A 19,229-nucleotide genomic window follows, 5' to 3' on the forward strand; every position below is an offset into this window, starting at 1 on the left:
CTTAGAAGTCTGCCTTGAAGCTGACGGATGCGAAGTCGCGGTCGTCGAGGGTGCTGTAATCGTTGGAACCGAAGAACGCGTTGTAAGCCAGCTCCACGCTGTAATCGTTCATGTAGACGCCGGTCAGGCTCAGGCCGAGGGCCTGCTGGCCTTCCTGAAGCGGCCCTTGCGGGTCGTAGGAATAGCCCGAAACGTCGTGCCGCCAATTGATCGCCGGAATCAGGTTGATCCCCGGCAACACGTCGCTGTATTCAAGGCTGGCGCGCAGGCGATAACCCCACGACCATTCCGTGGCAAAGCCCTTGTCGGTGCAGTACTGATTGGTGACGCCGGAAGCGACCGTGTTGCACGCCGTGCCGTTGCGCGGTGCGCTGCGCCCGAATGCCGAGTTGCGCCCCAGACGCTCGTCGCCGAGGTCATCGATGTGCACGACCCCCGCCTCACCGAACAGACTCAAGCGTGTGGCGCCGAGGATGTTGTCGAAGGCCTGGGTCGCGGAGCCGGTCATCTGCCACACGCCTTTGCGCACCCAGCCGTCATAGCGACTGCCACCATTGGTGTTGAAACCCGGCGGCAGGTCGAGCCAGGAACTGCCGCCCGCGCCGGAGATCACTGCGACGTTGATGTCCGGTGCGTTGATCGCCAACGGCATGTTCGGCCGATAGCTCAGTTCACCGGCGAGCGAGATGCCACTGACCGGTTCCACGCCGTTGAGGCTGATGCCATACAGGTGAATGTTTTCCGGAAACGCCGCGGCGTAGCTCGGTGCCTGAATGCCCCCGGGAAAGGTTCCGGGCAGCGCCGAGTTGCGCGCATCGAGGCTGAAGTACGGCAGCCGCGAGTGATAGTTGATGTAGTAGAACGCCGCCTCGGCATCGTTCAGCGCCGCAATGATGTTGCGCAGGGCGAAGCCGAACTGGCCGTTGTCCGACGGCGACTCGTTGCCGCGCGAATAGGCGTACAGCCCCGCAGCCTGCATCTGTTGATCGGTCTGCACCTGGCTCAGATAGAGCGGCCCGCAGCCCTTCTGGATCGCATCGCTGGAAGCGAAAAATGTCCCGCAACCATCCAGCACGCTGGGGCGCCAGTTGTATTGGTAGAAACCTTCGAGGTTGAGGGTGTCGGAAATGCCGAAGCTGAACGAGACCATCTCCACCGGCAACTGGCCTTCCTTGATTTCCACGCCGGGCCGGTTGAAAGCGGAAATATCCAGCGGGTTGATCACGTTGATGCCGTTCTGGATCAGCAACGATTCGCCCCACGACAACACCTGATTGCCCACCTTGACATTGAGCGGATGATCGTCGATCTGGAAGTCCTTCCAGACGTACGCGTCGAGAGCCTTGAAGCCTTTGAATTTCGACAGGTCATCCCAGCCCGAATCATCGAATTTCTTGAAGCGGCCGTTGCCATCCTCGTACGCCGCGTCATACCAGTATTTGAAGCGGATGAACGCGCCCTGCCCCTGACCGTCGAGGCTGAAGTCGGTCAGGCCTTTGAAATTCTGCGAGATCGGATCACCCCTCTCGAAATTCAGCCGATTATCGTCGGCGCTGACGCTCGTGCCATTGGCGCGTACGCCCTGGGCCTGCAAGGCGTTGGCGCGGGTCATCAGGCTTTTGTCAGGGTTTTGCGTCGACCAGCTGCTGCCCAGGGTCAGGGTGGTTTTGGTCGACAGGCTCCAGTCTTCGTCGAGTTCGAAACTGGTGGCGTAGGCGGGACTCGACAGTGCGGCGAGGATCGCCAGAGTCAGGGGTTGCGTACGGCTGTGGCCACGCCGGAAAAGTCGCGGACGGACTTGGGGCGTGACCGAGCATATTCTTGTCATTATTGGGCTCCGGTCAGGTTTGCTCAGCACTGACACGGTGCCCAACCCTCAGCCGCTACACGCAAGCGATGGCCGACAAAAAACAATCATCGGCGCGCTTATATCGGGTTGAGGCGAAACTGCTTGGGCGTGATGCCGAACTGTTTGCGGAATGCGCGGATGAAGTTGCTCGGCTGGCGGTAACCGAGACGCTCGGCGATACGTTCGATCGGCTGATCACCGGCAGTGAGCCAGTGCCGCGCCAGTTCCAGGCTGTCATTGCGACTGGGCGTACAAGGTTCGGCCTGCCAATGCCGGAGCATGCTCTGGTGCAGAAACGGATTGGCGCCGAGCAGCGTTTCGTCGAGTAACGAGCGATGCAGCGTCAGCCGTGGATATTCACTCTGCGCGACGTCGATTCCGGCGTCACGCAGCCAGGCGCCGGCAGCTTGCGGGGGGCATAGACCGACGCTGGCAAACACTTGCCCGGGCGGCTTGCCGAGCCGCCGGGCGATGTTGCGCACCAAGGTGATCGTCGCCGCATCCAGGCCAAAGTGATGCGCCTGACCTTGCACCGGGCGCAGCTGCAAATGGGCGAACGCGCCGCTCTCCTGCAACTCGGCGGCGACGTAATTGGTGACTCTGGGCACGAACGTCACGAAGCAATCGAGGCTGGCGCGCAGGGTCGCTGCCGAGTCGAGCAGAATATTCAGCCCTTGCAGGCACGTTGTCGCCAAACCGTTGACCAGTTCGCAGCCAAAGGTCGACGCAGCACCCGCCTGCTCACACTCGCGCCACAGTTGCTCGACTGCCTGCGCAGGAATCTGCCGACCCTGATCGTCAAGCGCTGTCGGGCAGATCCCGGCCCGAACCAGCAAGGTCTGCGGGCACAGGCCGGACTGCTCGGCATGGCCAAGAATGGTGCGGGTGAAAGCGCTGGAGGCGAAAAGGGGTTGGGGCATGACGGCAAGCTTTGCGAAGGACAGGCGTGTACTTATGCCAGCCAACGTGGTATCGATCCAATGCATTAAAAGTATCCGCAAAATGCAGGAGACGCATGATGGATTTGCGCCAGCTTCGCCACCTCGTGGCCCTCGCCGATTACCGCAATTTTGGCCGCGCCGCCGAGGCAATCAACCTCAGCCAACCGGCGTTCAGTCGCAGCATTCAGACCCTGGAGCGCGATCTCGGCTGCGAGTTGGTCGAGCGCAGCAGCCGCGAGTTCCGTCTGACCGGCCAGGGTGAATTGGTGCTGCAACACGCGCGGCGCCTGCTGGCTGGCAGTCAGGCGTTGCACAACGAGTTGACGCAATACAACGGCCTGACCGGCGGCGAACTGCAATTCGGCTGTGGCCCCTACCCGGCGCAAGTGCTGGTCCCTGAGGCATTGGCCGAATTCATCCAGGCGCACCCGGCGATTCGCACGCGTTTTCATCAGGGCGACTGGCAGCAACTGTCACTGTGGCTGCGCGAACAGCAGATCGAATTCCTTGTGGCGGACGCACGCTACTTCATCGGCGACCCGCAGTATCAGGTGCAATTGCTGCGCACCCGGCCCGGGCGTTTTTTCTGCCGCGCCGGACACCCGCTCGCCGGGCAGAAGAACCTCAAACTGCGGGCGTTGCTCGACTATCCGGTGGTGGGTACGCGGATCCCGCCGATGATCCGCAAGATTCTTGCCGACGTACTCGGCGAGCCGGATTTCAATCCCAGCGTCGAGTGCGCCCAATTCGACGCGATCCAGCGCGTGGTGCTGCGCTCGGACGCCGTGGGCCTGGCCACCCTGGAAGCCCTGCGTGAACAGGTTGATCAGGGCTTGATTCACCTGCTCGAATTCATCGACGTGCCCCGCGACGATCCGGCCCTGCATCTGAGTTACGGCATTGTCACCCGCGTCGGCTATTCCATGACCCCGGCCGCGCGGGCGATGGTCGAAGCAATCCTGAACGTCGATCAGCGCCTGCTGGCGGCCAACCAATAACCCGGAAGGTTTCGCAACTTCAAAATCCCGCAACCTGACCTTCCGCTTTCGCGAGCAAGCCTGCTCCCACACGTGAACCGCATCCAGGCTGATGGAACAGGGTCGATTGCTCCGTGTGAATCGAACGCGGTCAAGTGTGGGAGCGAGCTTGCTCGCGAAGAGGCCGGTACGCACAACCCGTCCCTAGGCTGACACACCGCTATCGCGAGCAGGCTCGCTCCCAAAGTGTCGGGGAAATGGCCGGGGTCTGAGGATCGCCCAAAGCGCACAGCAGGCAATGCATGGCTTCTTCGCGACTGCGTTCGAAGCGATAGCGCGCCTCGATGTACAGCGCCAGTTTCAGTTCCACTGGGTCTTCCAGCGGCAACGGCATCTGCTGCAAGCCCAGCACACTGGCGACCCGACTCGGCAGACTCAGACCAAAGGGCTGACGATCGGCAATCAGCTTCGCCGCCAGAGTACTTTGCGTGGTCAGGCTAATCGTGCGACGCATCCCCTTGAGGCCCAGCTGCAGATCCACCGGGCTCAGGCCGTCGCGGCGGCTGGACACTTGAATCTGCGGTTGCTGCAAATACGCCTGCAAGGTACGCGGCGGCTCTTTCAATGCCGAGCCATAGGCGAACACATAGTGATCCGCCGCAAGGCTGCGCTTGTGCAAGCCACTGAGCCCGGCCAGCGGTTGATCGATGTCGATGAGGATGTCGAGCTTGCCGCTGGCCAGTTCCTGCAAGGCATCGCGCCGGCGTGGCTGAAAGTAGCGTACCTGCCAGTCGGCATGCGGCACTTGCAGCAAGGCATCGAGCAATACCGGCTGCAGACAATCCAGGCAACTGATGCGCAGCAACGGGTTGTTCTGCCGCGCCGCCGGAATCATCCGCAAGCCGTCACGCAATGATTCCAGCGCGTTACGCACGTAATCCGCCAACCGGTGCGCCACCAGTGTCGGTGTCACCCCCAGACGACTCTTGATGAACAACGGATCCCCGCACAATTCGCGCAGACGCCGCAGCGCATTGCTCATGGCCGGCTGCGACAGACACATGACTTCGGCGGCGCGGGTGACACTGCGCTGCTGATAGATCGCATCAAAGGCAAGCAGCAGGTTGAGGTCGAGCTGGCGTAAATCAAGCATGGTCTTGCTCCGGCAAATCGCTTAACGTCGGGCAGCCTAACCAGTGTCCCGGAACAAGCGGTGAGCCCTACATGACAAAAATCAATCAGCCGCCCGCCAACGCCTTTTACGCCCCGACCTTGCTGCCGGCGATCGAGGAATTGCTCGCGCGCGGCGTTGCCCGAGAAGCGATCGAAGCGCAGTTTCATCGCAGCCTGTTCGACTTGCGCACACCGTTCATGCGCATTCCACTGATGCTCTCGCGACGCTTCTGGGCCTTCGCCCAAGCGCAGACGAACGACCCACTTTTTGGCCTTGCCGCTGGACGCCGATTCGTTTCAACGGCGACCAACGGCCTGACTTATCTGTTCGACATCGCGGTGTCGCTGGAGAGTGCCTGCGCTTACTTCGTGCGTTTCTTTCCGTTTTTCAACGGGCACTTTCAGGCGCAGATCGTGCGCGAAAACGGTGAGGTCCAATTGCGCCTGATCGAGTCCGGCAGCCTGCGTGCCGCTCCCGCCACCGCTGATTACATCCTGATCAGCCTGTGCAGCATGTTGCGGCGCAAATTGCTCGCCAGCGGTCTGGGGCGCGATCCGGTGCTGGGTGTGCAACTGACTGCGCCGGGCAGCGAAGAACACGCGCGCGCCTTTCGTGCCCCGGTGCAGGGCTCGCGGCAGTACCTGGCGATCCACCTCGATCCGCAGTTGTTCATCGCGCCACTGACGCCGGGCAGCCAGGCACTGGAACAGACTCTGGTGGAGCTGCTTGAGCAGACCCGCCGCAACAGCGAAGCGACCTTGCTCGAACAGCTCAGCGACTACCTGATCGAGGATCTGGCGACGGCAGACTGGAAGCAGTTCTGCGCAGAGCGGCATCTGCTGGAGCGCACGGCTGCGCGGCGCTTGAAGGCACTGGGCTGGCGTTTTTCTGAATTGCTCGATGAATACCGGCGTTATCGGGCCGAGGATTTGTTGCGGGCGGGCGAGTTGGAGCTGGTGCACATTTCCGATCGGTTGGGTTACAGCGATGTGCAGAGTTTCAACCGTGCGTGTCTACGCTGGCTGGGCTGCGCGCCGGGGGTTTATCGAGGTCGGTGGCTGTCGGTTGCCTGACCCGCCCCCATCGCTGGCAAGCCAGCTCCCACAGGGATTGAGGTTGTCCACAAATACTGAGTACAACCTGAAACACTGTGGGAGCTGGCTTGCCAGCGATGAGGTCAGTGAACCCCGCGCAAATCTCACTGCCCGGTTGCCACACTGGTCGCCGCCGCCCCCGGCGTGACAATGGTATTCAGATCAATATGCTTCCACTCAGGCTTGGCCCCCAACCGCGCATTGAAGCGGTAGTTGAAGGTGAAGTCGTCCGCCGTCGGCAGCGTCAATGGTTTGCCGTACAGCGCCTCGACTCCCGCCAGGTCATAACCCATTAACTGCAGCAGCGTCGGAAAAATGTTGTAGTGGCTGGAGCGATCCTTGTTCGCCGATAACGATTGCGCCCAGTCCGGGCCGTGCACCTGATCGCCCTGAATCACCACCAGCGGCACCAGCCCTTCTTCCTCCACCGGATTACCGCCGCAATGGGTATTGAGCCCGGGGTTGCCGCGTTCATGCAGGTCCTGGCCGTGATCGGAGGTGTAGATCAGCAGCGCATTGTTCAACCTGGCTTGGGCGAATACCCGGGCGAAGAACTCGCCGACGTTCCATAGCACCGTGTTCTTGTAGGCGTTGCGGTACAGCACCCAGTCATCTGACTGGCCGTTGAAACCGTCGCGTTTGCCGGTGTCGGCCACTTCAGTGAATTGCCCGCGCGGCAAGGTCGGCCGATAGGCCATGAAAGCGTCGGGGTATTTGTCGTGCACCGGGAAATGCGCGCCGACCTTGTTGACCACCACCAGCTCCGGCTGATCGTCGTTGAGCAATTCGATCAGCTTCGCGGCGGCAGCCATGTCGCGGTCACGCACGCTGGTCTGGTCAAACTGGACGAACTGGTCAATGTCCTTTTTCTCGGTCTCGGTCATCAGGTTCTGCAAATTGCCGCCGGTGCGCTGGGCGTCGATGTACACCGTGCGCAGCCCGGCCTTTTTCGCGTACTGCCAGATCGACGGCAGCGTGCTGTTGATCCGTATGTAGTCGGCACGGGTGCCGCCGTAGCGCAGAGTGACGTTGGTGTCGGCGCTGCAATTGGTGATGGACGCGGCGTAGCCGTAGTTGAAAATGTCGACGCCCGGATGCGCCTGCTTGAGGTTGCTGTGCACGCCGAACGGCGCGTTGATGTCCAGGTAATTGCCGGAGATGCTCTCGTCGATGATCAGCACGATGTCGTGATTGACCGTCACTGCGTTGCGCGCCAGCGTCACCGGCTCTCGCGGGCCGACCGTATTGTGCAGCGCTTCATAGGCGAACAGGTTCAGATAGGCCAGCGGCGTGTACATGATCGGCAAACCGCGCGCGCCCTCGCCCGCCCGCAGGAACAACACTGCGCTCAACAGCAGTACGCCACACACCGGCGCCGCCACGCGCAGCGCGTTGGGCACCGCCAGTGCATGACGCGGTTTCAGGCCGATGCCGAACAGCAACAGCAGACCGCTGAGCGCGCCATGAATGATCGCGTCGCGATACTGGTAGGCGGCTTCCTGGATGAAACCACCGGAGTACACCAGCGAGACAAAATTGCTGTAGCTCAGGTAATCCGCGGTAACCCGGGTATAAACATCGAAAAACACCGCCGAAACAAACAGTGTTATTGCGAACAAGTGGCGAATGAGAGCCTGACTTATATAAGCCGCCAGATATAATGCGAAAGTAAGCGCCAAAAACATCGCGCCAAAAAGAAGTACAGCAAAACCGACGCCGATAGCATTTAACCGATCAATGTAATATTCGGAATAAAGCAGCAGATAAACAATTAAAAGTACTTCTTTGGCATATCTGAACATGGCGATACCGATCGTTCAAATGGCAGGGAGTCAAAGGTTTGTCGGTCAGAACCTGACACTAGCACCCAGCCCTCAAAGCGCAAGAATTGACTGTTTTCTTCAGAAAGCGTCAAAAAACCGGTGACTCAAATCTGACACACAGCAGACGCTACAAGCCTTTAGATTAGCGGCTTACAACCGTTTATCGCTTATTTTAAATCTGAACAAATCTGCAATTAAACAACAAATCCAATCGCAGCAATGACTTGATGGCCAATCGCCAAAAAACGCTCAAGTGTTATACAGGTGCAACATGTCATTTTGCTGACACGCTTTTCAAACCCTGCGCTATACCCCTTTTACAGTCTTCTTCCGAACTTCTTCTTTTCGCTCTATCGAGGGTGCGCAGATGGACGTGAGCGTATTTGGCACCGGCTATGTCGGATTAATTCAAGCCGCCGCACTTGCAGATGTAGGGCATCGGGTTTTATGTGTCGATATTGACCCAAACAAGATCAGACAACTGCAACAAGCCGTGCCGCCTATTAGCGAGCCGGGGTTATCCGCCGCACTGGAAGAAAACATCAAGGCCGGGCGCTTGCTGTTCAGCACCCAGGCCAGCGACGCCGTGGAACATGCCGAGCTGATCTTCATCGCCGTGGGCACCCCGGCCGATGAGGACGGTTCCGCCGACCTGACCCACGTGCTCAACGTCGCCCGGGAGATCGCCTCGCACATGGAGGCTGATCGCACCCTGATCATCAAGTCCACGGTGCCGGTCGGCACGGCGGACCAGGTGGCCGCCAAGGCCAACGAAGAATTGCTCCGTCGTGGCAAAAGTGGCCTCAAGGTGCGAGTGGTGTCCAACCCCGAGTTCCTCAAGGAAGGCAGCGCCCTCGCCGATTGCATGCGTCCGGACCGGATCATCGTCGGCACCCGCGATGAGACAGCCCGCGAGCAGATGAGCGAGTTGTACGCGCCGTTCTGCCGCAACCGCGAAAAACTGATGTTCATGGACAACCGCAGCGCCGAGCTGACCAAATACGCGGCCAACGCGATGCTCGCCACGCGCATCAGTTTCATGAACGAGTTGGCCAACCTCACTGAACTGCTCGACGCCGATATCGAAGCGGTGCGCAAAGGCATCGGCTCCGATCCGCGCATCGGCTACCACTTCATTTATCCCGGCTGCGGCTTCGGCGGCTCGTGCTTCCCCAAGGATCTGCGCGCGCTGCTGCACACTGCCGAACACAACGGCATGCCGCTGAAACTGCTGCGCAGCGTCACTGATGTCAACGACCTGCAGCGGCACATTCTCTTCAGCAAACTCAAGGCGCAGTTTCCGCAAGGTCTGGCCGGCAAGTCGATCGCGATCTGGGGGCTGGCGTTCAAACCCAACACCGACGACATGCGCGAAGCCCCCAGCCGCTATCTGATGGACGCGCTGTGGGCCGAAGGCGCCAGCGTGCAGGCCTACGATCCGGAAGCCATGTCCGAGTGCCGGCGCCTCTACGGTTACCGCAACGACCTGCACCTGTGCGCCACCCGCGACGACACCCTGGAAGATGCCGATGCGCTGGTGATCTGCACCGAGTGGAAGAATTTTCGCGTGGTGGATTTCGAGCTGCTGGCGAGCAAGCTGCGCTCGAAAGTGATTGTCGACGGACGCAACCTCTACAACCCGGAACACGTGGCCGCTGCCGGTCTGCATTACAGCGGCATCGGCCTGCGCCACATCGCTCCGGAAGGACTGCGCCCATGAAAATTCTGGTCACTGGCGCAGCCGGCTTCATTGGTGCCCATTGCGTGTTGCGGCTGATGCGCGACGGGCATGCGGTGGTCGGCCTGGATAACTTCAACGGCTACTACGACCCGCAGCTCAAACATGATCGGGTGCAATGGGTACGCGATCAGGTAGGGAATTTCCCGCTCGCACGGATTGATCTGACCGATGCCGCGGCGATTGAAGCGCTGTTTGTCCGCGAACAACCGCAAGTGGTGATCCACCTCGCGGCGCAGGCCGGGGTGCGCTACTCGCTGGAAAACCCACGGGCCTATCTGGACAGCAACCTCAGCGGCTTCCTGAATATTCTGGAAAGCTGCCGGCACCATCCGGTCGAGCACCTGATCTATGCCTCGTCGAGCTCGGTGTACGGCGCCAACCAGCACACCCCGTACTCGGTGCACGACGGCGTCAATCACCCGCTGTCGCTGTACGCCGCGACCAAGAAAGCCAACGAGCTGATGGCCCACAGTTACAGCCACCTGTTCGGCATTCCCAGCACCGGCCTGCGCTTTTTCACCGTGTATGGGCCATGGGGTCGGCCGGACATGTCGCCGATCCAGTTCGCCCGGGCGATCAGCGAAGGCACGCCGCTGAAGCTGTTCAACTACGGCGAGCACCAGCGCGATTTCACCTACATCGATGACATCGTCGAAAGCATCGCGCGCCTCACCGACCATCCGCCGCACAGTCAGCCGGAGTGGGATCGCGAACATCCCGACGCTGGCAGCAGCATGGCCCCCTGGCGCCTGTTCAACATCGGCGGCCACCACCCGGTGGCGCTGAAAAATTATCTGGCGCTGATGGAAAAACACCTCGGCCAGAAAGCCATTGTCGAGCTCTTGCCCCTGCAACCGGGCGATGTGCTCAACACCTGTGCCGAGACCGACGATCTGGCCCAGGCCACCGGGTTCCAGCCCCGGATCGAGCTGGATGAAGGACTGGGGCGTTTCATCGCCTGGTTTCGCGACTACTACCCCACTGCCTATCGCCCACGCGCCGCTCGCGGCTGAACATCAGCGGAGGACCCCATGACTGGACATGAACAAGGTGTACCGATCACTCAGATGCGCCGCGACAAGCGCATGGATCCCGAGCACCGAATGCGCCTCGATAGCGCCATCCACAGGCAGGGCCGTGGCTGGCTGACCGGCCGCGACGGTGGCCGGCCATGGACCCTGTCGCGCACCAATCGCGTGCTCGCCTGCATCGGTGCATTGCTGATTCTGCTGGTGTTTTCGCCGCTGCTGCTGGGCCTGGCACTGGCCATCAAATTCACCAGCCCGGGACCGGTGATGTTCGTGCAGAAACGCACCGGTTATCGCGGCCGCACCTTCGGCATGTACAAGTTCCGCACCATGGTGTGCAACGCCGAAGAACTCAAAGAATCGCTGCGCCACCTCAACAAGCACGGGGTCGACGCCATCGATTTCAAGATCGACAAGGATCCACGCATCACCGGCATCGGCGGTTTCCTGCGGCGTACCAGCCTCGACGAACTGCCCAACCTGTTCAACGTGGTCAGCGGCGACATGCGCCTGGTCGGCCCGCGGCCGACCTCGTTCAACGCCTACCGCTACAAGGACAATCACCTCGCGCGCCTGAGCATCTACCCCGGCATGACTGGCCTCTGGCAGATCTCCGGGCGCAGCAACATCGACTTCGACCAGCGCGTTGAGTTGGACCTCAGCTATATCGCCGAGCAAAGCCTTTTGCTTGATCTGAAGATCTTGTTGAAAACCCCCTTCAAAGTATTCAGCGGCCACGGAGCAAGCTAATGGACGGTTCAACCAGCAAAAGCCTGAGCATTGCCAACCCCAGCGAATCGAACCTGATTTCGACCGTGCTGGATCTGGATCTGCGGATCCTGTTCCTGACCGCCGCCAATCCCGGCGCGGGCACCACCACCAGCGCCCTGGCGCTGGCCAGCCAACTGGCGCAGATGAGCAGCGGCCAGGTGCTGGTGGTCGATGCCAGCCATTCGGCAGGCAACCTCACGCAGCAATTGAACCTGGGCAAGGAGCGCGGCCTGCGCGACCTGCTGTTCAACCCGGACAACCCGCCGCTGTTGCAGGACTGCGTGGTGCAGGTCTCGAGCCTGCCCTTCCACGTGCTGCCCAACGGCCGGCCGATCCGCACCCTGGAGCACCTGACCGCCGAGCGCCTGAGCCCGTTGCTCGATCGCCTGGGCACGCAGTACCGCTTCGTGGTGATCGACGGCGACGCGGTGTATTCCGCCGCCGACACGCTGGTGCTCGCCACTCAGGTCGATGGTGTGGTGTTCGTGGTGCGCGCCGAGGACACCCGCTGGGAAGTCGCCCAGGCTGCCGTGCAACGCCTGACCCAGGCTGGAGCAAAAGTGGTCGGCAGCGTGTTCAACCGGCGCAAGTACTACATGCCCAAGTGGCTTTACAAAAACCTGTAAGCGAACGCAAAGGATGACGCCATGAACGCCAAGATACTTGTTCTGCTGATGCTGCCGCTTGCAGGCTGCTCCAGCAATTCCGAGACCCGCAACATGCCGGTGAATATCCTCACCGCCACACCGGCCAATGCCCAGGCCACTGACATGCCGAGGGTCGAACAGACCCTGCGCCCGAAAGACGTGCTGGATGTGATTTTCCACATCAGTACCAGCGGCTCGGACGCTTATCGCGTGCAGTCGGGTGACCAGATCGGCCTGAACTTCACCGCTGCCAGTCAGCTCAACGGCACGCAACTGGTGCTGCCCGATGGCACCATCGAACTGCCGGGCGCCAACACCTCGGTGAAAATCGCCGGTTTGACCAGCGACGAGGCCCGTCAGGAAATCCAGCGTACCTATCAGCGCAAGCAGCTGTTCCAGCCCAACCGCAATCAGCTCTCGGTGCAGATTCTCAGCCCGCTGAGCAACGAGCAGAACCTCAAAAGTGCGCTGAACCACCCGGCCACCGGCATGAGCCGCGAGATCACCGTCGGCACTGACGGCTACGCGAGTTTCCCGGAAATCGGCGCCGTGCCGCTGCAAGGCATGACCGTCAATCAACTGGAAACCTTCCTCAACCAGAAGTACGCGCAACTGCCGGGGCGGATGACTGTGGATGTGCTGCTCAAATCCACCGCCGGCAATGAGATCTACGTGCTCGGCGAAGTCGCGCAACCGGGCTCCTACCCGATCCGCCGGCCGGTGTCGGTGCTTGAAGCGTTGACTCTGGCGCGCGGCACCAACGTCAAGGCGCGGCTCGATTCGGTAGTGATCATGCGGCGCAACGGCAATCAGGTGCAGGCCATGAACTACGACGTGGAGAAAGCCCTGTCGGGCGATGCGCCACAGATCGCCTACCTGCAACCGGACGACATGCTCTACGTGCCAAAAACCAAACTGGCCAGCGCCGGCGAACTCGCCCGCCAACTGGCCGACGTGGTGCTGTTCCAGGGCGTGGGTTTCAGCTTCGGCTACCGCGTCGACAACAAAGGCAGTGACAACTGACTCTCAGGTGAACGACATGAACCCAAAAGAAAATTACCTGCACGAGTTCTTCAGGATTTTCTTCGCCAACAAGCAACTGGTGAAGCGCATCTTCCTGATCTTTGCAGTGATCGCGTTGTTGCTGCCGCTGTTGCTCAAACAGAGCTTCGATATCACCGCGCAGGTGATCGTGCAGTCGAAAAAACTGTCCCAGGGCGATGCGACCACCTCGCTCACCCAGGACAACGCCACCTTCATTCCGCCATCGCTGGCGGACATGGAGACCGAAAGCAATATCCTCCGTTCGCCGGCGCTGATTCGTCAGACCATCAGCGAACTGCGCGACCAGGGTCAATACAACCCGCCGCCGGGGATGCTCAGCAAACTGGCCGAACCGTTCAAACGTTACGTCAGCACGCCGCTGCGCGAATACATGATCAATCCGCTGCGTGATGCATTGGGCATGGAAACCGATCCGGTACGCGACACGGTACTGGATGGATTGACCCAGGACGCCATCGACAATCTGAAAATTGAAACCCTGCCGGGTTCCAATGTCATCTCGATCGTCTACAGCTTCCCTGATCCGGCCCAGGGCACGGTGTTCGTGTCCACGCTGCTGCGAAACTATCTGGTCGATCGTCAGGCGTTGCAGTCGATCGAACTGCCGCACTCGTTCTACGAGACCAAAAAGCATCAGTATCAGGTCCGGCTCGATGGCCTGGAAGGCGCGCGGCTGAGTCTGCTGGAAAGCGTCGGCTCGTCCGATCCGAAAGAGGAAATCACCTTTCGCCTCAACGCGATCAACACCGAAGAGCAGGCACTCAACCTGTATCGCGATCGCCTGCTGCAAAGCCAGCGCTGGCTCGATTACCTGAAATCCAGCCTGGCCGCTGCCAACACCAACAAGCTCAATGACTACACCTTCCCGTTCACCTTCACCACGACGGTGGACAACATCGCGTTCGAGGATCGCGAGATCCGGCAGATGGGCGAGGCGCTGACCACTCAGGTCAGCCGCTACATGAATGACCTCGCGGTCTTTCAGCCCGGTAGCGAACCGATGTTGCTGGCCCGCGAGCAGATTGCCCGCACCCGCCAGCAGTTCCTCAAAGTGGTCAACAACCGCATCCAGGAACGCACGATCGATCTGTCGGTGGTCAGCCAGGTGATCGAGCAGAAAACCGCGCGCATCGCCGAGTTCAAGAATCGGATCCATCAATTGCAGCAGACCCAAAGCAAGCTGCGTCAGATGGACACCGAGATCGGCGCGTTGCACGCAGCGTTTTCAACCTATGCGCAACGCTTTGCCGAAAGCAGCACGACACGCGCGCTGGACAACGACCTGTCCAATGCCCGGGTCTTGAGCCCGCCGTACGAACCGACCGAGGCGGCTTTTCCGAAACCGATGCTGATCATTCCGTTCGGTCTGCTCACCGGTCTGCTGCTGGCCATTGCCTTTGTCTATGTGCGTGAGTTCTTCGATCACCGCTTCAAGCATCCAGCGCAGATCAGCCATGAACTCGGCCTGCCAGTGCTGATGGTGCTCAACGAAGAAACCTCGCAGCCCGGCAATCCGCACAAGAACTGGACCATGCCGAGCCTGGTTCACTGGGTGCGCAATTGAACGCGGCGTCCACCCCGTGCGTCGCGCTGCCGATCATTCATTTGCTCAGCAGCGGCGGCTTCTACGGAGCCGAGCGGATGTTGCTGGATCATTGCCTGGCGACGCCGGGGCAGCATCAGGTGCTGTTCCTCGACGCGCCACCAGAGCTGATCGAGCGTTTTCGCCAGGCCGGGGTGGATGCTCGCGGCTGTGCCGGGCTCGGCGGACTGCTGCGCCACTTGCGTCAGCGCCGAGGCGACCAACCGTTGCTCAACACGCACAACTTCAAAGGATTGCTGTTCGGCTGGGTTGGCGCAACGCTGTTGCGCCTGCCTCTGGTGATCACTCAGCACGGCTTCACGCCGCGCAGTCGCAAGCAGAAGTTTTACACCTGGCTGAGCCTGCAACTGTGCCGCACGGCATCGGTGAAACAGGTGGTCTGCGTGGCACAAAGCATCGCCTCGCTGCACCTTGACGCCAGCGTGCAGGCGGAGAAGTTGCAGGTGATTCCCAACGGTTTGCCAGCGGCACCCGCAATGCCGCCGGCGCTGGAACGCCAACGCTGGCTGGCCGGTTACGTCGGTCGGTTGAGCAGCGAGAAAGGCCCGGATCTGTTTCTCGATGCACTGATTGCGTTGTGTCACCAGCATCCGCAACTGGACGCCGTGATGCTCGGTGACGGCCCGGAACGTGAGGCTTTGCAGGCGCGCATCGACGCGGCCGGTTTACAACAGCGGATTCGCTTGCCGGGCTATCAGACGGCGATGCAAGGCTGGTGGCAGCAACTCGATGCGCTGGTGATCAGCTCGCGCACCGAGGGTACGCCGATGATTCTGCTCGAAGCGATGCAGGCCGGTGTGCCGGTGGTGGCGTTCGCGGTCGGTGGCATTCCCGATGTGTTGCAGGACCGCCACAACGGCCTGCTCGCCGCACCGACCGATACCGTCACCCTTGCCCGTCAGCTCGACACGTTGCTGGCCGAACCGAAGCTGGCCGCGCAACTGCGCGACAACGCCAGACGCACACAACAGGAACGCTACGACCTCAAGGCTTTGGCTGAACGCTGGTCGCAGCTGTACATCCACACGGCACGGGAGGCACGCGCATGATTTTCCCGCTCTCGATCGTCAGCCTGCTGGCACTGGTCTGCATGGCTTTGCTGGTCAGTCCTTATCCGTATCTGGCGCCGGGGGCGGTGCTGGGGCTGCTGGGTTTCACGGTGCTGTACCGCAAACCGTCCTGGGGCCTGCTTGGCATTGCCGCGCTGGTGCCGTTTGAAGGGTTCTTCAAGGACAGCCTGGTGTCCGGGAGCAAATTGCTCGGTGTTTCGCTGGCGCTGATTCTGATGTTGCAACTGGCATTGCATCAGATTCCAGCGCAGCGCCTGCGCAGCAATCTGTGGCGCTACCTGATCGGTTTCATGGCGCTGTACTTTCTCAGCCTGCTCGCCTCCGACAACCTGGGCATGTCACAGGGTCATCTGCGGGAACTGAGCGTGGGGCTGATTCTGTTCGTGATCACCTTGTTGATCGGCCGCGAGTTGAACCTCGATCTGTTCGCCCGACTGGTCACGCTCAGCGTCAGCACGACCTGCGCGATGGCGATGTTTTCCAGCCGGTTCCAGGACAAGGGCCGCGCCGCCGGCCTGCTCGAAGACCCGAATGCCTTTGCTCTGCTGATCGCCTTCGCCGTGCCGCTGGGCCTGCTGCTGGTGATTCGCAGCCCGAACCTGCTGCACCGATTGTTCTGGGCTGGCTGCTGCCTTTTGCTGCTCGGCGGCATGACCAAAACCGAGTCGCGCTCAGGCCTGGTGGTACTGGCCTTGAGTCTGGCGATCGGGGTCTGGCATTACCGCCAGCACCTCAATCGCATCCGTCCCCGGCATTTCGGATTCGCCATGCTCGGCGCCGCCATCGTGCTGCCACTGGCGATTTATGCAATGCCTGCCGGTTATCTGGCGCGCATCCAGTCGCTGAGTATCTTGAGCGCCGGGGCCAAGGCGCAGGATGAGTCCCTTGGCCGTCGCGCCTCCTACATTGTCGTCGGCAGCCAGATCATCCGCGAGCATCCGCTGCTCGGTTCCGGCCCCGGGACCTTCCCGTTGCACTACGCAACCACCGGGTATGCCAAGGCGTTCTCGGCCAACCGCAAGATCGGCGATCTGTATCGCCGGGCGCATAACACGTATCTGGAGATTTTCAGCGAACTGGGCATTCCTGCCGGTCTGTTGTTTGTCGGCATGCTCGTGCAGGGTTTCTACAACCTGATCCGCGCACGACGTGCGTGGCTGCAACGGCGCGAGTGGCAGCACGCGGACGTAGTGACTCATCTTGGAATGAGTTTTCTCTCGCTGACGCTGTTTCTGATGTTTCTCAGCGCGCCGAACCTGAAGTACCTGTGGATCATGCTGGCGCTGACCTGGGTGCTGCGCCTGAAAGCCGAGCAGGCACCGCTGACGGAGGCCAGGGCATGAGCCGGATCAGCATCGTCATTCCGATGTACAACGAGGCCCGGCACATCGGCCGCACCCTCCTGGCCGCGCGCAAAGCCGCGAACGTCGCCGACATCGACTGCGAACTGATTGTCGTCGACAACGGCTCCACCGATGACGGCCCACGGATCGCCCGCGCATTCGGCGCACAGGTTCTGGTGCTGCCCGGGCTGCTGATCGGCGCGTTGCGCAATCGTGGCGCAACGGTTGCCAGCGGTGAATGGCTGGCGTTCATCGATGCCGATATCGAAATGCCCGAAGACTGGCTGAACCCGTTGTTTGCCCTGGCTGCGAGCGGTCAGGGCGACGTCTTCGGTCTTGATCTGCACACCCCGGCCGCCGCGCCATGGTACGCCGACGCGTGGCAGCGCCGCTCTTTGCGTCCGTCGACCCGCGCCGCTCGCGCCGTGCAATGGCTGCCCAGTGCCAACCTGCTGATGCGCAAGCAGTGGTTCGACAGTGTCGGCGGTTTCAACGAAACCCTGCGCACCGGTGAGGACAAGGAGTACACCCTGCGTCTGAGCGGACACGGCGCGCGCTTGCTGTCGGTCAACTCCAGCGTAGCCCTGCATTGGGGCTATGAAATGACCTGGCGTGAATGGATCGGCAAGGAACTGTGGCGCCAGGGCAGCCACCTGCAATTACTCCGCGCCCACGGCATGAGCCTGCGGCTGCTGCGTTTTCCGTTGCTGTCATTGCTGGTGTGGGTGCTCGATGCGCTGGCGGTGATTGCATTGCTTGCGGGTTATGCGCAGCAAGCATTGCTGCTGCTGTTGCTGAGCCTGCTGCCGAGTCTGTTGCTCAGCGTACGGCAAAGCATTCGCCAGCATAACGTCAACCTGACCTTGCAACTCTGGGGCCTGCACTGGGTGCGCCTGCACCTGGCCAGCGCGGCATTGCTTCTCGGTCTGTGTCATTGGAACGCCAGGAGGCCCGCCCGTGGCTGAATTCATATTTTGCCTGTGCCTTGTGCTGCCGGCGTACGCCTACATCGGCTATCCGCTGCTGCTGACCTTGCTCGCGCCACTGTTCCCGGCCTGGCGGCACGCACCGGCACCGCCGCTGAACGTCAGCATCGTCATCGCCGCGCACAACGAGGCGCGCCACATCGAGCACAAGCTGCGCACGCTGCTGGCGCAGGATTATCAGCCGGCGACGCTGCAGATCATTCTCGCCAGCGACGGTTCGAGCGATGACACCGTGGCCTGCGCGCACAAAGTGCTTGATCCGCGCATCACCGTCCTCGACCTTCCGCGGCAGGGCAAGGCCGCCACACTTAATGCCGGCGTCGCCGTGAGCAGCGGCGACATTCTGGTGTTCACCGACGCCGACAACCAATGGTCGCGCGACACCCTCGGCCATTTGCTCGCGCCGTTGAGCGATCCGCAGGTCGGTGCCTGCGCCGGGCACATGGTGATCCCGGTCACCGGTGGCGGCTTGAGCATCGGCGACAGCCTCTATCGGCATTATGAAGGCTGGTTGCGCCGGGTCGAGAATCGCACCGGCTGTATGGTCTCCGCCGACGGCGCCCTGCTCGCCTTGCGCCGCGAGCTGTTCCAGAACGTGCCGGCCGAGGTCAACGACGATTTCTTCATCAGTACCTGCGCGCCGGTCGCGCACAAACGCATCGTTTACGTCCCCCAGGCGCAGGTGATCGACCAGGGCGTCGACGCAGCGGACAAGCAATGGCGGCGCCGCCAGCGGGTCACCGTCGGCGGCCTGCAGAGCCTGGCGCAACGCAGCGAACTGCTCAATCCATTCAAGCACGGCCTGTATTCGATCGCCTTGATCAGCCACAAGCTGATCCGTCGACTGGCGCCGGTGCTCTTGCTGCCGCTGCTGCTGAGCAATTTCTGGCTGTGGAACGAACACGGTTTCTATCGCCTGAGCCTGATCGCGCAACTGATCGGCTACGGGCTGGCCATCGTCGGTCTGCTGGATTCGCAACACCGTTTGCCCAAACCGTTCCGCCTCGCGGCGTTTCTGCTGGTGACGCTGGCAGGCATGAGCGTCGGCCTGTGGCAGTTCTTGCGCGGGCAACGTTACGCACAGTGGAATCCTGACCAGAATCGTTGAGAGGACTCA

At 61.2% G+C, this 19,229-nt stretch carries 16 protein-coding genes; 12 read left to right on the forward strand and 4 right to left on the reverse strand.

The window, feature by feature from the left end; all coding sequences use genetic code 11:
- Position 1: 1 nt before the first annotated feature.
- The gene (locus ACS4NR_RS11180; protein ID WP_456020115.1) at positions 2-1,828 is read right to left on the reverse strand and encodes a DUF1302 domain-containing protein; all 1,827 of its coding nucleotides are present in this window, start codon (positions 1,826-1,828) and stop codon (positions 2-4) included.
- 98 nt (positions 1,829-1,926) lie between these two features.
- Positions 1,927-2,769, reverse strand: a complete 843-nt coding sequence (locus tag ACS4NR_RS11185) for a helix-turn-helix domain-containing protein (protein WP_456020116.1) — start codon at positions 2,767-2,769, stop codon at positions 1,927-1,929.
- 98 nt (positions 2,770-2,867) lie between these two features.
- Here ACS4NR_RS11185 and ACS4NR_RS11190 point away from each other — a divergent pair, with 98 nt between their 5' ends.
- On the forward strand, positions 2,868-3,788 hold the full coding sequence (locus tag ACS4NR_RS11190) for a LysR family transcriptional regulator (RefSeq protein WP_095136658.1): 921 nt from the start codon (positions 2,868-2,870) through the stop codon (positions 3,786-3,788).
- A 199-nt stretch (positions 3,789-3,987) separates the two neighbouring features.
- Here ACS4NR_RS11190 and ACS4NR_RS11195 read toward each other — a convergent pair whose 3' ends face one another.
- On the reverse strand, positions 3,988-4,920 hold the full coding sequence (locus ACS4NR_RS11195; RefSeq protein ID WP_456020117.1) for a LysR family transcriptional regulator: 933 nt from the start codon (positions 4,918-4,920) through the stop codon (positions 3,988-3,990).
- A gap of 71 nt (positions 4,921-4,991) precedes the next feature.
- Here ACS4NR_RS11195 and ACS4NR_RS11200 point away from each other — a divergent pair, with 71 nt between their 5' ends.
- Positions 4,992-6,014, forward strand: coding sequence for a helix-turn-helix domain-containing protein (locus tag ACS4NR_RS11200; protein ID WP_456020118.1), 1,023 nt, complete (start codon positions 4,992-4,994; stop codon positions 6,012-6,014).
- A gap of 125 nt (positions 6,015-6,139) precedes the next feature.
- On the opposite strand, the gene ACS4NR_RS11205 is transcribed toward ACS4NR_RS11200, so the two are convergent.
- Positions 6,140-7,837, reverse strand: a complete 1,698-nt coding sequence (locus ACS4NR_RS11205; RefSeq protein ID WP_456020119.1) for a sulfatase-like hydrolase/transferase — start codon at positions 7,835-7,837, stop codon at positions 6,140-6,142.
- A gap of 388 nt (positions 7,838-8,225) precedes the next feature.
- Between ACS4NR_RS11205 and ACS4NR_RS11210 the strand changes: the two genes are divergently transcribed.
- From ACS4NR_RS11210 to ACS4NR_RS11255, 10 genes are read left to right on the forward strand one after another with little or no spacing between them, the layout of a single operon-like run.
- Positions 8,226-9,578, forward strand: a complete 1,353-nt coding sequence (locus tag ACS4NR_RS11210; RefSeq protein WP_115987034.1) for a UDP-glucose dehydrogenase family protein — start codon at positions 8,226-8,228, stop codon at positions 9,576-9,578.
- Entirely contained in the window at positions 9,575-10,612 is a 1,038-nt protein-coding gene (locus tag ACS4NR_RS11215; RefSeq protein WP_456020120.1) for an NAD-dependent epimerase, read from the forward strand. The genes ACS4NR_RS11210 and ACS4NR_RS11215 overlap by 4 nt, the downstream gene beginning before the upstream one ends.
- An 18-nt stretch (positions 10,613-10,630) precedes the next feature.
- Positions 10,631-11,377 (forward strand): sugar transferase, encoded by a 747-nt coding sequence (locus ACS4NR_RS11220; RefSeq protein ID WP_115987032.1) that lies wholly within the window; start codon positions 10,631-10,633, stop codon positions 11,375-11,377.
- Positions 11,377-12,024, forward strand: coding sequence for a CpsD/CapB family tyrosine-protein kinase (locus ACS4NR_RS11225; RefSeq protein ID WP_047601869.1), 648 nt, complete (start codon positions 11,377-11,379; stop codon positions 12,022-12,024). The genes ACS4NR_RS11220 and ACS4NR_RS11225 overlap by 1 nt, the downstream gene beginning before the upstream one ends.
- Positions 12,025-12,045: 21 nt before the next feature.
- Positions 12,046-13,068 (forward strand): polysaccharide biosynthesis/export family protein, encoded by a 1,023-nt coding sequence (locus ACS4NR_RS11230; protein ID WP_456020121.1) that lies wholly within the window; start codon positions 12,046-12,048, stop codon positions 13,066-13,068.
- A 16-nt stretch (positions 13,069-13,084) separates the two neighbouring features.
- Positions 13,085-14,674 (forward strand): GumC family protein, encoded by a 1,590-nt coding sequence (locus tag ACS4NR_RS11235; protein WP_095136666.1) that lies wholly within the window; start codon positions 13,085-13,087, stop codon positions 14,672-14,674.
- Positions 14,671-15,762, forward strand: a complete 1,092-nt coding sequence (locus ACS4NR_RS11240) for a glycosyltransferase family 4 protein (protein WP_456020122.1) — start codon at positions 14,671-14,673, stop codon at positions 15,760-15,762. The genes ACS4NR_RS11235 and ACS4NR_RS11240 overlap by 4 nt, the downstream gene beginning before the upstream one ends.
- Positions 15,759-17,126 (forward strand): O-antigen ligase family protein, encoded by a 1,368-nt coding sequence (locus tag ACS4NR_RS11245; protein WP_456020123.1) that lies wholly within the window; start codon positions 15,759-15,761, stop codon positions 17,124-17,126. Before ACS4NR_RS11240 ends, ACS4NR_RS11245 begins: the two co-directional genes overlap by 4 nt.
- Positions 17,123-18,091 carry a glycosyltransferase family 2 protein gene (locus tag ACS4NR_RS11250; RefSeq protein ID WP_456020124.1) on the forward strand — a complete coding sequence of 323 codons (969 nt, stop codon included), beginning with the start codon at positions 17,123-17,125 and terminating at the stop codon, positions 18,089-18,091. The genes ACS4NR_RS11245 and ACS4NR_RS11250 overlap by 4 nt, the downstream gene beginning before the upstream one ends.
- On the forward strand, positions 18,084-19,220 hold the full coding sequence (locus ACS4NR_RS11255) for a glycosyltransferase (protein ID WP_115987028.1): 1,137 nt from the start codon (positions 18,084-18,086) through the stop codon (positions 19,218-19,220). Before ACS4NR_RS11250 ends, ACS4NR_RS11255 begins: the two co-directional genes overlap by 8 nt.
- Positions 19,221-19,229 lie beyond the last annotated feature (9 nt).

The organism is Pseudomonas sp. JQ36, from assembly GCF_053851495.1.

Coding starts and splice junctions, on each gene's coding strand:
- ACS4NR_RS11180 (WP_456020115.1), bottom strand. CDS start 1,828: ATGACAAGAATATGCTCGGTCACGCCCCAAGTCCGTCCGCGACTTTTC.
- ACS4NR_RS11185 (WP_456020116.1), bottom strand. CDS start 2,769: ATGCCCCAACCCCTTTTCGCCTCCAGCGCTTTCACCCGCACCATTCTT.
- ACS4NR_RS11190 (WP_095136658.1), top strand. CDS start 2,868: ATGGATTTGCGCCAGCTTCGCCACCTCGTGGCCCTCGCCGATTACCGC.
- ACS4NR_RS11195 (WP_456020117.1), bottom strand. CDS start 4,920: ATGCTTGATTTACGCCAGCTCGACCTCAACCTGCTGCTTGCCTTTGAT.
- ACS4NR_RS11200 (WP_456020118.1), top strand. CDS start 4,992: ATGACAAAAATCAATCAGCCGCCCGCCAACGCCTTTTACGCCCCGACC.
- ACS4NR_RS11205 (WP_456020119.1), bottom strand. CDS start 7,837: ATGTTCAGATATGCCAAAGAAGTACTTTTAATTGTTTATCTGCTGCTT.
- ACS4NR_RS11210 (WP_115987034.1), top strand. CDS start 8,226: ATGGACGTGAGCGTATTTGGCACCGGCTATGTCGGATTAATTCAAGCC.
- ACS4NR_RS11215 (WP_456020120.1), top strand. CDS start 9,575: ATGAAAATTCTGGTCACTGGCGCAGCCGGCTTCATTGGTGCCCATTGC.
- ACS4NR_RS11220 (WP_115987032.1), top strand. CDS start 10,631: ATGACTGGACATGAACAAGGTGTACCGATCACTCAGATGCGCCGCGAC.
- ACS4NR_RS11225 (WP_047601869.1), top strand. CDS start 11,377: ATGGACGGTTCAACCAGCAAAAGCCTGAGCATTGCCAACCCCAGCGAA.
- ACS4NR_RS11230 (WP_456020121.1), top strand. CDS start 12,046: ATGAACGCCAAGATACTTGTTCTGCTGATGCTGCCGCTTGCAGGCTGC.
- ACS4NR_RS11235 (WP_095136666.1), top strand. CDS start 13,085: ATGAACCCAAAAGAAAATTACCTGCACGAGTTCTTCAGGATTTTCTTC.
- ACS4NR_RS11245 (WP_456020123.1), top strand. CDS start 15,759: ATGATTTTCCCGCTCTCGATCGTCAGCCTGCTGGCACTGGTCTGCATG.
- ACS4NR_RS11250 (WP_456020124.1), top strand. CDS start 17,123: ATGAGCCGGATCAGCATCGTCATTCCGATGTACAACGAGGCCCGGCAC.